The sequence below is a fragment of the Suttonella indologenes genome, assembly GCF_900460215.1.
Classification (GTDB): domain Bacteria; phylum Pseudomonadota; class Gammaproteobacteria; order Cardiobacteriales; family Cardiobacteriaceae; genus Suttonella; species Suttonella indologenes.
The window spans coordinates 615564-630605 of sequence record NZ_UHIA01000004.1 but is presented as its reverse complement, the minus strand read 5'-3'; the positions used below and the strand labels follow the sequence as shown (position 1 = coordinate 630605).

At 45.8% G+C, this 15042-nt stretch carries 17 protein-coding genes; 11 read left to right on the top strand and 6 right to left on the bottom strand.

What is annotated here, in order from left to right:
* Nucleotides 1–2 precede the first annotated feature (2 nt).
* Entirely contained in the window at nt 3–185 is a 183-nt protein-coding gene (locus tag DYC63_RS07125) for a hypothetical protein (protein WP_115218589.1), read from the top strand.
* 11 nt (nt 186–196) lie between these two features.
* Here the strand turns inward: DYC63_RS07125 and DYC63_RS07120 are convergent, their stop codons facing one another.
* The 3 genes from DYC63_RS07120 to DYC63_RS07110 form a co-directional block, all read right to left on the bottom strand.
* Nucleotides 197–1411 (bottom strand): aromatic amino acid transport family protein, encoded by a 1215-nt coding sequence (locus DYC63_RS07120; RefSeq protein ID WP_115218588.1) that lies wholly within the window; start codon nt 1409–1411, stop codon nt 197–199.
* Between the two features lie 64 nt (nt 1412–1475).
* Nucleotides 1476–2375: a 50S ribosomal protein L3 N(5)-glutamine methyltransferase gene (prmB, locus tag DYC63_RS07115; protein ID WP_115218587.1), complete on the bottom strand. Its 900-nt coding sequence runs from the start codon at nt 2373–2375 to the stop codon at nt 1476–1478.
* A gap of 52 nt (nt 2376–2427) precedes the next feature.
* Nucleotides 2428–2898: a PTS sugar transporter subunit IIA gene (locus DYC63_RS07110; protein WP_115218586.1), complete on the bottom strand. Its 471-nt coding sequence runs from the start codon at nt 2896–2898 to the stop codon at nt 2428–2430.
* A 125-nt stretch (nt 2899–3023) separates the two neighbouring features.
* On the opposite strand from DYC63_RS07110, the gene hslV reads away from it, so the two are divergent.
* From hslV to DYC63_RS07075, 7 genes are all read left to right on the top strand, one after another.
* A complete protein-coding gene (gene hslV / locus DYC63_RS07105) occupies nt 3024–3566 on the top strand; it encodes an ATP-dependent protease subunit HslV (RefSeq protein WP_115218585.1) in 543 nt (180 codons plus the stop codon).
* Nucleotides 3566–4936, top strand: coding sequence for an ATP-dependent protease ATPase subunit HslU (hslU, locus tag DYC63_RS07100; protein ID WP_115218584.1), 1371 nt, complete (start codon nt 3566–3568; stop codon nt 4934–4936). Before hslV ends, hslU begins: the two co-directional genes overlap by 1 nt.
* Nucleotides 4937–5010: 74 nt before the next feature.
* Entirely contained in the window at nt 5011–5619 is a 609-nt protein-coding gene (locus DYC63_RS07095; RefSeq protein ID WP_115218583.1) for a superoxide dismutase, read from the top strand.
* Between the two features lie 55 nt (nt 5620–5674).
* On the top strand, nt 5675–6160 hold the full coding sequence (gene gloA / locus DYC63_RS07090) for a lactoylglutathione lyase (protein WP_115218582.1): 486 nt from the start codon (nt 5675–5677) through the stop codon (nt 6158–6160).
* A 74-nt stretch (nt 6161–6234) separates the two neighbouring features.
* Entirely contained in the window at nt 6235–7092 is an 858-nt protein-coding gene (locus DYC63_RS07085) for an EamA family transporter (protein WP_115218581.1), read from the top strand.
* Nucleotides 7089–8129 (top strand): A/G-specific adenine glycosylase, encoded by a 1041-nt coding sequence (gene mutY / locus DYC63_RS07080; protein ID WP_115218580.1) that lies wholly within the window; start codon nt 7089–7091, stop codon nt 8127–8129. Before DYC63_RS07085 ends, mutY begins: the two co-directional genes overlap by 4 nt.
* 280 nt (nt 8130–8409) lie before the next feature.
* Entirely contained in the window at nt 8410–8988 is a 579-nt protein-coding gene (locus DYC63_RS07075; protein ID WP_115218579.1) for a hypothetical protein, read from the top strand.
* Between the two features lie 413 nt (nt 8989–9401).
* On the opposite strand, the gene DYC63_RS07070 is transcribed toward DYC63_RS07075, so the two are convergent.
* The 3 genes from DYC63_RS07070 to DYC63_RS07060 form a co-directional block, all read right to left on the bottom strand.
* A complete protein-coding gene (locus DYC63_RS07070) occupies nt 9402–9590 on the bottom strand; it encodes a transposase (protein ID WP_218564578.1) in 189 nt (62 codons plus the stop codon).
* Between the two features lie 220 nt (nt 9591–9810).
* On the bottom strand, nt 9811–9990 hold the full coding sequence (locus DYC63_RS12640) for a hypothetical protein (RefSeq protein WP_115218578.1): 180 nt from the start codon (nt 9988–9990) through the stop codon (nt 9811–9813).
* A gap of 88 nt (nt 9991–10078) precedes the next feature.
* A complete protein-coding gene (locus tag DYC63_RS07060) occupies nt 10079–10954 on the bottom strand; it encodes an IS982 family transposase (RefSeq protein WP_115218577.1) in 876 nt (291 codons plus the stop codon).
* Between the two features lie 236 nt (nt 10955–11190).
* On the opposite strand from DYC63_RS07060, the gene DYC63_RS07055 reads away from it, so the two are divergent.
* Genes DYC63_RS07055 through DYC63_RS07045 form a run of 3 tightly spaced genes read left to right on the top strand, consistent with a single transcriptional unit; the run spans nt 11191 to nt 15036 of the window.
* On the top strand, nt 11191–12828 hold the full coding sequence (locus DYC63_RS07055; protein WP_115218576.1) for a class I SAM-dependent DNA methyltransferase: 1638 nt from the start codon (nt 11191–11193) through the stop codon (nt 12826–12828).
* Between the two features lies 1 nt (nt 12829).
* Nucleotides 12830–14107 (top strand): restriction endonuclease subunit S, encoded by a 1278-nt coding sequence (locus DYC63_RS07050; protein WP_115218575.1) that lies wholly within the window; start codon nt 12830–12832, stop codon nt 14105–14107.
* Nucleotides 14104–15036, top strand: a complete 933-nt coding sequence (locus DYC63_RS07045; RefSeq protein WP_115218574.1) for a hypothetical protein — start codon at nt 14104–14106, stop codon at nt 15034–15036. The genes DYC63_RS07050 and DYC63_RS07045 overlap by 4 nt, the downstream gene beginning before the upstream one ends.
* The last annotated feature ends 6 nt before the right edge of the window (nt 15037–15042 follow it).

Here is a 15042-nt window from a genome sequence, read left to right as displayed (position 1 = left end):
CCATGGATGCACTTGCCCTCGTCTCGATTTTCATCATCATTGTTTATCTGTTCAGTCGCGTCAAACAACACGGCAGCATCAAAGCCCTATTTGAACACAGCCGCAATCAACCGCAGCATTGGGACAGCTTCGCCCTGCTGATGGGCGGCGTATTATTATTTACCTATATCCTAATCAAACTCTAAAGCGCGGCGGATTAAACCACCACCTCGGGCAAATAGCCGGCGCGGATGAAAAACGGCACATTCACAATCAATAAACCCAAAACAATAATCAGCCATAACAGCCAATTACCACCCCATAGGCGGTAAGGCAAATGCGGATACTGACGGCGCGCCTTCCACACCAAAGCCGCCGGCAACACGACCGCGTAAAAGACGAACATTTGGCTGGCATACTGCAAAGCCTGAATAAAGCCTTCCGGATAAAAAAGCGCGAACAGCAAAGGCAGGGCGAAAGTCAGCACGCCCAATAACAGGCGCTTGGCTTTAAAGCCAAAACCGTGCTGCAACATATCTTCAATCGTTTCAAACAAGCCCAATGCCACGCCTAAAAAAGAAGTCACCAAAGCCAAGACCGAAAACATCTGCAAAATCTTGGCGATTCGCGCGCTGCCGGTCATCTCTTCCACCGCGCTCAACATGCCGCCTAAAGTGGGATCATTTTTCAAAATCTCGACAAAGACCGCCTGCGTCAGCACGCCGTGCGTTCCCAATTGCCAAAGCATATAGACCGATAAAGTGATGCTTGTGCCGGCTAAAATTGCGATACGCAAAGCCTTCACATCGCCGTTCAAATATTTGTTAAAACTGGGAATCGAGCCATGAAAACCGAAAGAGGTAAAAAAGACGGGGCAGGCGGAAATTATAAAAGCCTTATCCAAAGGCATGGCGGATAAATTCTGCATCGACACTTCCGGCATCATCACGATCAGCACAAAAACCAATACCGCCAACATGCTGTAAAACAAGAGGCGGTTCAAACCGTCAATCACCAAAGTTCCCAAGACCACCACCGCGCCCAGCAGCAAGGTAAACAGCAAGACCGAAACAATCTTATGCGTCTGCGCATCGCCCATCGGCGGCAGATAGGTGGCTAAAATACTACCGCCGCCGGTCATATAAGCCGCCAATAAAGCAAAGAGAAAAATCAGCATGACTGCGGTAGATACGATTCTGCCGAAGCGGCCGAAATACTTGGCGCTTAAGGTGCCGATGCCGGCATCTGCCGGCACGGTTTGATACACTTCCACGAACAATAAAGCGCTGTAACTCAGCATCGCCCAAATCAGAATCAGCAAAACGGCGGTGGCGGCAAAACCGATACCCGCCGAAGTCAGTGGCATTGCTAGCATGCCGGCGCCGATCATCGTGCCGGATACCAATAAAGTCGTGCCTAAAGTCTTATTCATCTCTTGCTCCTATGCGCATGATTTCTCTATTAAGCCCAAATCACAAAGGCTGTGCCGGCGGCGTTTACAGCAATCCTGCCTCGCGCCAAGCCAATAATTCATCGCGACTGACCGCCAATACGCCCTCGCCGCCGCGCTCAAATTCAATCCAATCAAAACCGATTTCCGGATAAGCGGCTTCAAGATTCTGCCAACTCATGCCAACTTCCAAAATTAAAACGCCGTTTTCGCTCAAATAATCCGCTGCTTGGGCGAGAATCTTGTGGCTCAAATCCAAGCCGTCCGCGCCGGAAGTCAGGGCAAGGCGCGGTTCATGTAAAAATTCCGCTGCAATCTCCTGCATTTCCGCCTCTTCCACATAGGGCGGATTGCATAAAATCCAATCAAATTCCCCGCTTAGACCGCTAAACAAATCGCTTTGTACCGTCTCGATGCCATAGCCGCTCATATCAGCGCGCGCCAAATTGATTTCCGCCACCGCCAAAGCATCGGCATTGATATCGCTCAACAGCACTTCCGCTTGCGGATAGCGGTATTTCGCCAACATGCCGATGCAGCCGCTGCCGCAGCACAAATCCAAAATACGCTGCGGCTCGCCGCCCTGCCAATAAGGCTGCAAATCGCGCTCTATCAGCTCCGCAATCGGCGAACGCGGTATCAATGCACGTTCGTCAATATAAAATTCATAGCCGCCGTAGAGCGTACGCTTGCTTAAATAGGGCACGGGAATACGCTGCGTAACGCGTTTGTCGATTGCGGCAGCCAATGCCTCTTTTTCCGCCTGCGTGAGGCGGGTCTGCAAATACAGCGGCTGCAAATCAAAAGGCAGTCTTAATATCCCTAAGACCAATGCGGCGGCTTCGTCAAGGGCATTATCGGTGCCATGCCCGTAATAAATATCGTGGCGGGCAAACTCGCTGGCGGCATAGCGCAGATAATCCAAAGCGGTGTGTAAATTTTCCATATGATTCCTGACAAGATTCCCGAATAAAAAGGCGCAGTACGGTCTAATCGCCTCAAACGAAATAAGGGCGTTTTTGGCTGACTTCTACGCCTTGCCCCGGCGCATTGGTAAAAATGACCGGTACCAAGGTGGATAAACCGGCAGCTTTCACCACCTCCCAATCCACGCGCACCAAGGCTTGCCCGACATGCACGGCTTCTCCTTGCGAGACAAGGGCGGTAAATCCGCGCCCCTGCAAACTGACGGTATCGATGCCGATATGAATCAAGACTTCTAAACCGTTATCGGCAAGCAGAAACACCGCATGCAAAGTGCTGAACAGCTCGCTCACCACACCATCGACAGGCGAGAGAATTTCATCGCCGACGGCATGAATGGCAAAACCCGCTCCCAAAGAGCCGCTGGCAAAAGCCGAATCAAGTACTTTATCCAAACTGACGATATCGCCTGCCACAGGCATTTGCCAATTATCGGGAATGGTGCGGCGCTTTTCGCATTTAAAAATTTTATCGATGAATGACATTTCCTTCTCCCAATCGCTAAATCATGCGCGTTTATACCGCATAAATTACCATTCGTAAATGCCCTTGCCTTGAAAAACGCGCTCCCTGCCGCCACATCGGCAGAAATTTAAACAAAGGACATTTTATGTTTGATGCACATTCCACAACCATACTTTCCGTGCGCCGCGGCCGCCATGTGGCGATAGCCGGCGACGGACAAGTCTCGCTGGGGCAGACGATTATGAAAAGCAATGCGCGCAAAATCCGCCGCCTCTACCGCGGGCAGGTTTTGGCGGGCTTTGCCGGCGCTACCGCCGACGCCTTCACTTTATTCGAATTATTTGAAGCCAAATTAGAAGCGCAGGACGGACAATTGCTGCGTGCGGCGGTCGAAATGGCGAAGGAATGGCGCACCGACCGCGCCCTGCGCCGCTTGGAAGCCATGCTGATTGTGGCGAATCAGGAACATACCCTGATTTTATCCGGCAACGGCGATGTAGTAGAAACCGAAGACGATATCGCCGCCATCGGCTCAGGCGGCATGTACGCCCTTTCGGCGGCACGCGCCCTCTTCCACAACACCGATATGCCGGCGAACGAGATTGCCGTCAAGAGCTTGAATATCGCCGCCGATATCTGCGTTTATACCAATCATAACATCATCTTAGACGAATTAAAGGACGAATAATGGACAAATCAGACAATGAGTACCGCGACCTCAACATGACGCCGCGCGAAATCGTGGAAGAACTCGACCGCCATATTGTCGGACAAAAAGAAGCCAAACGCGCGGTGGCCAATGCCATGCGCAACCGCTGGCGCCGCCGCCAAATCGGCGAACCGCTGCAAAGCGAAATCACGCCGAAAAACATTCTGATGATCGGACCGACCGGCGTCGGCAAAACCGAAATTGCACGCCGTTTGGCGAAATTGGCGGAAGCGCCCTTTGTCAAAGTCGAAGCCACCAAATTTACCGAAGTCGGCTATGTGGGGCGCGATGTGGACTCGATTATCCGCGATTTGGCGGAAACCTCGATTAAATTGGAGCGTGAACGCGCGCGCAAACGCGTACAGAGTAAGGCGCGCGAAGCCGCCTTGGAGCGCGTCTTGGACGTACTCGTGCCGCCGACCAAAACCCCGACATGGTTTGAAGGTGAAGCGGAAAGCAGCGACAGCGACAACATCGCCCGCCGTACCTACCGCGAACGCATTCTGCGCGAAGAACTCAACGACAAAGTGATTGAAATCGAGCTGAGCGGCAACCGCGAAACCCAATTTGAAGTTATGGCGCCGCCCGGTATGGAAGAAATGAGCAGCCAACTCAGCGAAATGTTCAAAAGTTTGGGCAAGCAAAAGAAAAGCAAGCAAAAACTTACAATTAGCGAAGCCTTAGTCCAATTAGCCGAAGAAGAAGCGGAAAATCTGGTCTCTGACGAAGAAATCAAAAGCCTGGCGATAGCCAATGCGGAGCAAAACGGCATCGTCTTCATCGACGAAATCGACAAAGTCGCCAAACGCAGCGATGTAGGCGGAGCGGACGTCTCGCGTGAAGGCGTGCAAAGAGATTTGCTGCCGCTGGTGGAAGGCACGGCGGTATCGACCAAATACGGCGTGATTAAAACCGACCATATTCTCTTCATCGCCTCCGGCGCTTTCCATCTGGCAAAACCTTCGGATTTGGTAGCGGAATTGCAAGGACGGTTACCGGTGCGCGTGGAATTGCAAGCCCTGAGCATTGAAGACTTCAAACGCATTCTGACCGAACCCGACGCCAGCCTGATTAAGCAATACACTGCCCTCTTTGCCACCGAAAATCTGCAACTGAATTTCACAGAAGACGGCATCGCGAAAATTGCGGAAATCGCCTATCAAGTCAATAAAAGCACGGAAAACATCGGTGCGCGGCGCCTATACACGCTCATGGAACGCCTGACCAGCGATTTATCCTTTGCAGCGGCGGATCGCAGCGGCGACAGCATCACCATTGACGCCTCTTATGTGGAAAAAACCTTGGGCGACATTTCCGACAATGAAGATTTAAGCCGATTTATTTTATAAACGTAACTTGCCATCATTGATGAAAGAACTTATCTTGGCATCTGATGATAAACCACACTTAACAGGAGAAAACTATGAGCTATACTTTTCAAGATCTGCCTTATGCTTACGATGCCTTAGAGCCGGTGATTGACGAAGCCACCATGCATTTGCATAAAGACAAACACCATAAAACCTATTTCGACAAATTCGTCGCCGCCATTGCGGAAACCGATTTCAACGGCAAATCTCTGCCTGAAATCTTTGCCAATATTTCCGCCCTAAGCCCGGCGATTCGCAACAACGGCGGCGGCTATTACAACCATGATTTATTTCTGAACGGTATGCGTGCGCCGCAGGAAAACAATACGCCTAGCGGCGAACTGGCGAACGCTATCAAAGCCGCCTTCGGCAGCTTTGAAGACTTCCAAAAAGCCTTTGCGGATGCGGCAGTCAATCAATTCGGCTCCGGTTGGGCATGGTTGGTATTGCAAGACGGCAAATTAGTGGTTAGCAGCACGCCGAACCAAGACAATCCTTTAATGGATGTCGCTGCTGTACGCGGCACACCGATTTTGGGCTTAGACGTGTGGGAACACGCCTATTACCTGAACTACCAAAACAAACGCCCCGATTATGTGAGCAATTGGTGGAAAGTGGTCAATTGGGACTACGTCAGCGAGCAATACGCCGCCGCCAAATAATTCAAACAAGCAAAGCGCCTTTGGGCGTTTTCGCTTTTCAAACCAGGAGAAAATCATGAGCAATGCACCTAATGAAACCCAAGGCTTCGCCTTCGCCCATACCATGTTGCGCGTTAAAGATCTCGACAAATCTTTAGCCTTTTACACCGACATTCTGGGCATGAGCGTCATTCGTTTAAACCACTATGAAAACGAACAATTCAGCCTCTGCTTTCTAGCCTATCTCGCGCCCGACGAAAACCTGCCCGAAGACGACAACGCCCGCCGCGAATGGCTCGCAACCCGCCGCGGCGTTTTAGAGCTCACGCATAACTGGGGTACGGAAAAAGACGAAAACTTCTCTTACCGCATCGGCAACGGTGAGAACGGCGGTTATGGGCATATTGCCCTCAGCGTGCCGGATTTCGACGCGGCAATCGCTTGGTTGGATAAAAACAAGGTGAAATTTAAAAAACGCCCTGAAGACGGACGCATGAACGATATCGCTTTTATCTATGACCCGGACGGTTATTGGGTGGAAATCATCAAACAGAAGCATTAATCTTCTGTTATTCTGTTACACACTTTATTTAAAAGTCGGATACACTATCCGACTTTTTTTATGGTCAAAAACTTATGAACTATCTCTTACTCAGCATCTGCTTCAGCGTCGCTGTCTCCGTCATGATTAAAATCTGGCGCGCACGGGGTATCTCCATCGAGCAAGCCATTTTTATGAACTACCCCACCGCCGCCTTGCTGACCTTCTTTATCTCCAAACCCAATCTACAAGCCGCGGATAATTATTTGAGCCATTGGTGGCTGTTTGCCGCCTTAGGCATTTTGCTGCCTAGTATTTTTATCGTATTGGGCAAATCGATTGAAAAAAACGGCATCGTGCGCACCGATGCCGCGCAAAGACTCTCCCTCATCATCAGCATCATCGCCGCCTTTTGGCTGTTTAAAGACCAACTCAGCTATGCCAAAGCCATCGGCATTGCCCTGACCTTTATCGCCCTCATCCTATTGCTAAAAAGCGACAACCAAAGCCGACAGCATGACTGGCTGTGGCTGATTGCCGTCTGGGGCGGTTACGGCGTGATTGACATCCTGCTCAAACGCATCTCGCTGGTGGCGGAGAAAAGCACCCTCAGCACCCTCTTCATTACCTTTATCCTTGCCGCCTTGCTGATGCTCGCCTATCTGCTTATCATGCGACGCCGCTTTGATTGGCGCTCTCTCGCCTGTGGTATCGTCTTAGGCATGCTCAATTTCGGCAATATCTTTACCTACATCCGCGCCCATCAAGTGTTGAAATCACAAACCGCGCTGGTCTTTACCATCATGAATATCGGCGTGATACTGCTCGCTACCCTGCTCGGTCTGCTCTTTTTCAAAGAAACACTCAGCCGCCGCAATACGGCAGGCATTATCCTCGCCGTGATTGCCGTATATGTACTGTATAACGGCAGCTATCTCTTAGGCGGCAAATGAGCGCCTTCGCACAGAAACTCATCGCTTGGCAAAGGCAGCACGGGCGGCATCATCTGCCTTGGCAATGTGATGACCCCTACCGCATTTGGCTGTCGGAAATCATGCTTCAGCAAACCCAAGTCGCCAGCGTCATCCCCTATTACCGGCGCTTTGTGCAAAGCTTTCCCGACGTGCAAAGCCTAGCCGCTGCCACGCAGGAACAAGTACTTGAACATTGGAGCGGCTTGGGCTACTACGCCCGCGCCCGCAATCTGCACTACGCCGCCCAACAAATCTGCCGCGATTTCGGCGGTCATTTTCCCCGCCATAGAGAAGGCTTAGAGCAATTAAAAGGCGTGGGCAGAAGCACGGCGGCGGCCATTGCCGTCTTTGCTTGGGGAGCGCGCGAAGCCATCTGCGACGGCAACGTCAAACGCGTATTGGCACGCCATTTCGCCATTGATGCCGACATCAAAGCCGCCAAATCGCAGGATATTTTTTGGCGGCAAGCCGAAGTCCTTCTGCCCCACAACGCCGCCGATTTAAAAAGCTACACACAGGGGCTGATGGATTTAGGCAGCCTCATTTGTAAACGCAGCCGCCCGCAATGCGGCGCATGCCCATTTGCCGACGATTGCCAAGCCCTGCATACGGACAGCGTCGGCGAATATCCGAAAAAAAGCGGCGGCAGCAGCAAAAAAAGCCGCGACGGCTATTTTCTCTACTGTCGCCGCGCAGACGGCAAAATCCTCTTCCGCCGCCGCGCAGAAAAAGCTTTATGGGGTAATTTGTGGATACTGCCGTGGTTTGACAGCATTGAAGCCTTGCAAGACTATGCCCAAGAGCAAAACTTACAAGCCCAATCCGCAGCGGCATTCGCCTTCTGTCATGTCTTTACGCACTACCGCCTCAATATTCATTACCAAAGCTATCACACGCATCAGTGCGAACTCTCGGATAGGGATGCGGCAATACGCTGGCTTGCGCCGCAGGAAATTCACGGCGCCGCCCTGCCCGCCGCCATGAAAAAGCTCATTGACCATATTTCCTCGACATAAAAAAAGCCCAAGCAGCCATCTGCTTGGGCAAAACTTTCCTGTTTTCGGTATGAACCGACTCCTAGAATGTATAGAAAAGCGGCTAAACTTTAGCTTGAACAGTGCCAGTATTAAAAATTCGTCGCCCGCATATATTACATACATTTTTCCAAAAACTCATTTCATTCAGAAAATAAAACGCCAAGTAAATAAATAATGGCAGCTGCCCAATATTGTCAGCTAAAAATCAGCAATATCTGTCGAAAATCCTTACAATAAGACTTTCATCCTAGGAAATATCATGCAAGACGACATCGGACTCAACCGCCAAATCAGCATCATGCTTGTTCTCAACGCCCTGACAGGATTTCTCTACACCTCCCTGCCCAACACCTACATCGTCAAACAAAATGCCTATCCGCTCAGCCTTATCGGCATGGCAGCCCTCGCCGCCTTAATCAGCTATTTCATCTGGCAATACGGCAAAAGCCATGCCAAACAGCAAGCCAAATACCAAGCGCAAAACAGCCCCGAAAGCCTGTGGGAAAACAGCCTGAAATGGCTATTGCCGCTATGTTTCATTCCGCTATTTGCCATTGTCGGCACCCGCGCCCTGATAGTATTGTGGGCGTATCAAGGCGAAATCGGCTATAGCGAAGCCAAGATTACGGCGCATGCTCCCGCCGCACAAAGCAATTGGTGGACACTGTCATTCGACGCCCCCTTTCAGCAAGACATCACTTTAGCAGTTAACCCCTACCTGCTCGAAAAATTCCGACAAGGCGACCGCATCCGCATCCAATACCGCGAAACCTCGTTGGCCTTTAACTTCACAAGCATCAACCACTACTGGCAAGTGGAAAAAATCAACGCTCGTTAAAACGCTCCAGCTGAAACATCACGCGATCGCCGCGATGATAAGTCGCACCTGAAAGCAATGACCACCGCTGCCGCCGCATACCTACTCTCTCCCGCCGCCGATGCCATAACAGGGCAAAATCTTAATCTCTGCGGCGGCACCTCATTGCCGCATTAACAAGTTTATGAAAAAAGGAAAATAAACGATAAAATACAGATACACAGCGATAATCGGAGAAGTGAAAAAGTAGCACAAGGCGGCGAGCTGCAGATAATACGAAGCGTACAGAAGATGAACCAAGACCGTGATACTTTTTCAATCTTTCGACTATATAGTCAAGGAAATCAAAAAGAGTTACAAATCCACAGGAAGTAAAAGAATAGTTTATCGATGCAATCTAATCGCCAATCCTTGCGTTTACGTTTAAGCCAAGCTCACATTTTCTCGATTGGGTTCAGATCCGGACTGTATGGCGGCAGCCATAAAATATGATGTCCCGCATCTGCAATAAGCTCTTGGGTATCCTGTCTTTTGTGAAAGCTGGCATTGTCCATAATAATGACGCTGTTTTCAGGCAATTGTGTTAACAGCAATTCTTCTACCCAACAATGAAATATAGTCAATTCATGGCAAAATTAATCATTTTTCAATCGGGTAAGTCGGATACTTGTATCCGACATTACTTAAAATATCAATTTTTCGGATTTAAGAATTCGTTCTACTTCCTTATAAATTAGTGGTTTAGATATTTATACCCAACACAATTTATCATGGCGTGTGCTTTCCGGCATAAACGCCTAAGCTAAGGTTAAAAATATAATGTTCGTATTTATCATGAATCGACTATACATCACTATTAATACTGCAATCGTAAAGCCCTACCGCAAACAACTTGTTCTTATGTATTGCCCCAATAGCATTGCTTTGATTCTTGAGTTGCCAGTTGTACTTTCCTAAACAAGGACGGCCTTTGTGGGAATAGCCGTAAAGCTCTGTTGTCATGAGATTTAAAGCCGCTTTCATCTAAGTAAATGAAGTAAATGAGGGTTCTGCCTTCAGCTTCAAATGCCGCTAACTGCTTAAGAAAACCTGAGTTCGGGATAAGCCACCTCTATTTAGCAGCCGCCAAAGCATTCTTCCCAAACATCTGCGGCTTATACGCAAACAAGCAATATGCCGTTAATCCAGAAATCAGATTCAACAAAAATCCCTTCTCTGAATGATGGCGAGTATGTTCAATTTGGCATAGATTCTTTAACTGATCAAAAATTGTTTCAACAACACATCTTTGTTTTAACAACCTTTTTTGTTCAGGACTTTGGGACGGGGATTTCATATTCTTTTTCTTGCCTGTCAGTAAAGTGATGTTGTATCTCTTTTCTAAGCAATCGCTTAACTCTTTGCTGATATAGCCTCTATCCCCAATCAACAATCCAAACAGTTTGTTTGCCATTTGTCGTAAGCCTTTACGGTCATCAACATTGCCTGGCGTTAGGCAGAAATTGACTAGCTCTCCTACATGATTAAACACTGCATGAAGTTTGAATCCATAGAACCAACCCATGCTGCTTTTGCCACGTTGAGCAATGTTTTTAAACACTTTATGCCTATGAATTCGACGATTGTGGCAAACAGATAAGATGGTGGAATCCACGATACTGATGCCTGTACATTTCCCCATTTGAATACTGAGAAAAACCAACATAGCAGGTAATGCATGTTGTGCTAATTCGATAAATCGATTGTAGCTTGGCATGGTGGGGAATGCTGTTTTCCAAATGGTTTTAATTTGCCATAGATAGTAGCTTTTGAAATCACGTATGCGGATATGGTGGAAATAGATCCATACGGTAATGATTTCGGAAGTGCTGATAGAGGCTTTTCGGTTTCTGCTGTTGGGTTTGCTGATGAGTGTGCGGTTAAAGTCTGCTTCAAATGTTTTACAAAAATCATCTACTTGGCAGAAAAGTGTTGTAAGATATTCCATGTTAAAGGGCTTTTGTGATGGTTTGTTTTGTCAAAACAGTAGATTATCACAATTGCTCTTTATTTTTTAGTGGGGTGCTTATCCCGAACTCAGGTTATTATAGCAAATTTGGGTTATTTTGGAAAATTGAGTGTTGTTATGGGTGGGTATAAGGTGGGGTAATAATGGGAAAACTTACTTATAAAAATACTCTAAAAATTATATACTAACGCCATCATTAAAATAGGATATTTATTATGCGAAATGCTCATGCCATCAACCAAAACTTTTTAAACAAACTTGACCAAGACCTCTGGACTGCCGCCGACAAACTGCGTAAAAACCTAGACGCCGCCAACTACAAACACATCGTGCTTGGTTTTATCTTTCTAAAATACATCTCCGACAGTTTCAACGACTTTCGCCAAAAACACGCCCTCAATCTTACCAATCCTGACAGCGAAACCTATCTTGACCCAGCCTTGTTTGATAAAGCCGAATATCAGCAAATTTTAAACGATGAAATTGAAGAGCGGGATTATTACACCGCCGAAAATATCTTTTATGTACCACAACAAGCACGCTGGGAAAACATCAAAGACAACAGCAAACTAAACGCAGGCGATGAATTGCCTTGGGGTGGCAACTTCAAAAATGTCAGCATTTTGCTTGATGATGCCTTTGAAGCCATCGAACAAGAAAACCCCAAACTAAAAGGCGTACTGCAACGCATTGCAGGCTTTGGCGTGCCTGATGAAATGCTTCGTGGCTTGATTGACCTTTTCTCTCGCACCGACTTTACCCGCCCAATGTACAATGGCGAACCTGTGCATCTGCAAGCCAAAGACATTTTGGGACACGTCTATGAATACTTCCTTGGGCAATTCGCCCTAGCCGAAGGCAAAAAAGGTGGTCAATATTTCACGCCAAAATCCATTGTTACCCTGATTGTGGAAATGCTCGAACCCTATTCAGGGCGAGTGTATGACCCTGCGATGGGCAGTGGCGGATTTTTTGTGCAAACCGACCGCTTTATCCAAGCCCACCAAGGTAACCGCAACGCCATTTCGGTCTATGGGCAAGAATCCAACCCCACCACCCGCAAACTGGCGGTGATGAATATGGCGATTCGTGGCATTCCCTTTGACTTTGGCGACAAGCCTGAAGATACTCTGCTCAATCCGTTACATATTGATAAAAAAATGGATGTTGTGATGGCAAATCCGCCCTTTAACCAAAAAGAGTGGTGGAGTGAAAGCCTAGCAAACGACCCACGCTGGGCATACGGCACGCCCCCACAAGGCAACGCCAACTTTGCATGGTTGCAGCATATGATTTACCACCTTTCGCCAAAAGGCAAAATGGCACTCCTACTTGCCAACGGCTCAATGAGCAGCCAAACTTCAGGCGAAGGCGATATTCGCAAAAACATCATTCAAGCCGACCTAGTCGAAGCGATGATTGCTCTACCCAATCAGCTATTCACCAACACGCAAATCCCAGCCTGCATTTGGATTATCAATAAAGCCAAAGCTCGTAAAGGCGAAGTGCTGTTTATCAACGCCACCCAAATCGGCTATATGAAAGACCGTGTCTTGCGTGATTTTACCGCTGATGACATTGCCAAAATCAGCGATACCTACCACAACTGGCAAAAACAGAACGGCTACGAAAATATCCCTGCGTTTTGTTACTCGGCAACACTGGACGAAATCGCCAAAAATGACTTTGTGCTAACGGCTGGGCGATATGTGGGGGCGGCAGTCGAAGAAGATGACGGCGTGCCATTTAGCGAAAAAATGCAGGAATTGACCGCTTTATTAAATGAACAGTTTAAACAAGGGAGAGTATTGGAAGAAAAGATTGTGGCAAATTTAAAGGGGTTGGGGTTTTAAGATGAGTGAATGGAAAGTTTATAAGTTGGAAGATATCGTTTCTTTTTCTCAGGGATTTCAAATCTCAACTGATCAACAATATGAAGTAAAAGAAAAAGATATGGATAGATTTATTCGTATTGTAGATTATACGAATAAAGATGAAAAGCCTAGATATATTAAAAAAATAGACAAAAGGTACTGGGCGTATAAAGACGATGTTGTAATGATAAGATATGGCTCGAATACTGCTGGAAAAGTGGTTCGTGGGCTATCTGGCTATATTGCTAATAATATGTTCAAAGTAAATATTATTGACAATAATATTTTAGACAAGGAATTTCTTTACTATTTTCTTTCACAAGAACGCATTTACAAATATTTGAAGAATAGCCAATCATCATCAACTATGCCAGCAATCAAATTTAGTGATTTATATAAAATTGATGCATATTTACCAATTATAGAGCAACAACGAAAAGTTGCTACTTTCCTAAATTTTATAAATGAAAAAACCCAACTCAACACCCAAACCAACCAAACCCTAGAAGCCATAGCACAGGCAATCTTCAAAAGCTGGTTTGTGGATTTTGACCCTGTACGAGCCAAAGCCCAAGCCCTAAGCGAAGGCAAAAGCGAGCGAGAAGCGAATTTATCGGCAATGGCGGTCATTTCAGGCAAAACGATTGAAGACCTAAGCCAAACCGAATACCAAGAGCTTTGGGAAATCGCCGATGCCTTCCCAAGTGAGCTTGTGGCGAATGAAGAATTTGGCGAAGTGCCGAAGGGGTGGGGGGTAATGAAAATTGAAGATGTCATAAACAAAATCCCAACAGGGAAAAAATACAGTCAAAAAACCGTAGAAGAAACAGGCAAAGTACCTGTACTAGATCAAGGCAGATCGGGATTAATCGGATTTCATAATGATGAAGCAGGTGTGAAAGCCAGCATAGAAGATCCTGTTATCGTTTTTGCAAACCATACCTGTTATATGCGTTTAATTAGCTATGATTTTAGTACTATTCAAAATGTTTTTGCATTCAAAGGCAATAATTGCAATATCTATTGGCTTTATTTAGCCACACTAGGAAAGCAAAAATTTACTGAATATAAAGGGCATTTTCCTGATTTTCTGATTAAAGATATTATTTATCCCCAAAAGAAACTAACCGACCTATTTGGAAATTTTGTAAAATCAATATTTTTTCAAATTACATACAAAAATAGTCAAAATGAAACATTAGCCCAAACCCGAGACCTGCTCTTACCCAAATTATTAAGTGGGGAGATGGAGTTGTGAGTAATCAAGAGAATATTGAAACCGTAAAAGAAAATCTTTTAGAAAATGCCAAAATTTCAATACAGCTTGGTATGGAAGATTATAAGCTAACTAAAAATGATAACAAAAGAAAAATATCTGCGATACGCAATATTTTTTCAGGATTACTTTTGCTTTATAAATATAAATTAATACTGATAAGTCCAAAAGATAAACCATATATTTATATTACTGCTATTAATTCAAAGGTAACAAAAGAAATTTATGATGGCACTTTTGGTGAAAAAACACCAACAAATACTGTTGATGTACATAACATCAAAAAAAATCTAAAGAATCTAGGCATAAGAATAGATGGAAATTTATTAAACTTTATCAATAAAGTAAGAAATAGTATTGAGCATTTTTATCACACACAAGATATCGATATTTTAGAGCTTATTGTAAAAAGCTTCCTTTTAATTGAAGGCTTCTACGAAGACTATCTAAAAAATAATTTAGAGATGAGTTTAAAGGATTTTTTAGGAAATGAAATTTATCAATTAATCCTTGAGAATAAAGATATTTATGATAAAAAATTAAGTGAATGCCATCAATCATTTACCAACATAGAGTTTCCAGATGATATTTTAAAAGATATTTTTATTAAAAATATTGAGTGTCCTTATTGTCTATCGCATTTAATTAAATATCAATCTGGTGATTATGAAAATTTATCTTTACATTGTACCTATTGCTTAAATGGTCAATGCTTAGATAAATATGATGTGTTAGGTCTTACTCATCATACTATCAAAGATGGTGGAGATTTTCGTAAAGAATGTCCTGAGTGCGGGGAATACACAATCTTTTTAGATAATATTTGCTTAGAGTGTGCTTTTGAAAAAGACCCAGACAAAGATTATGAACGAGAAAACTATTTAAACTATTTATTGGAAAAAGACGATTAAAACGGA